1 protein-coding gene is annotated in these 206 nt (G+C 57.8%); it reads left to right on the forward strand.

The genetic code is table 11. The features are described 5' to 3' along the window. The coding region (locus ACCD02_RS32855) for a hypothetical protein (protein WP_413310747.1) at positions 1-206 on the forward strand (206 nt) is incomplete at both ends.

The raw sequence follows: 206 nt of genomic DNA on the forward strand, positions 1-206 counted from the left end.
CAAACCGTCATGTTTACGACCAGTTCATCTACGGTAACTGGGTCGACCCGAATCAACTCGGCACACTGCCCGGTACAGCCGGCGGTCAGCACCGCCCGGCAGACTTTGCCTACACCGGCACTGAGCAATATCGCCTGTGGCAGGTCTGGATCGAGCTACGGATAGACAGCCCGATCCTGGAAATGGCGATTAAATACCCCTGGGGA

It is taken from the genome of Pseudomonas sp. Pseusp88, assembly GCF_047303955.1.
GTDB lineage: Bacteria > Pseudomonadota > Gammaproteobacteria > Pseudomonadales > Pseudomonadaceae > Aquipseudomonas.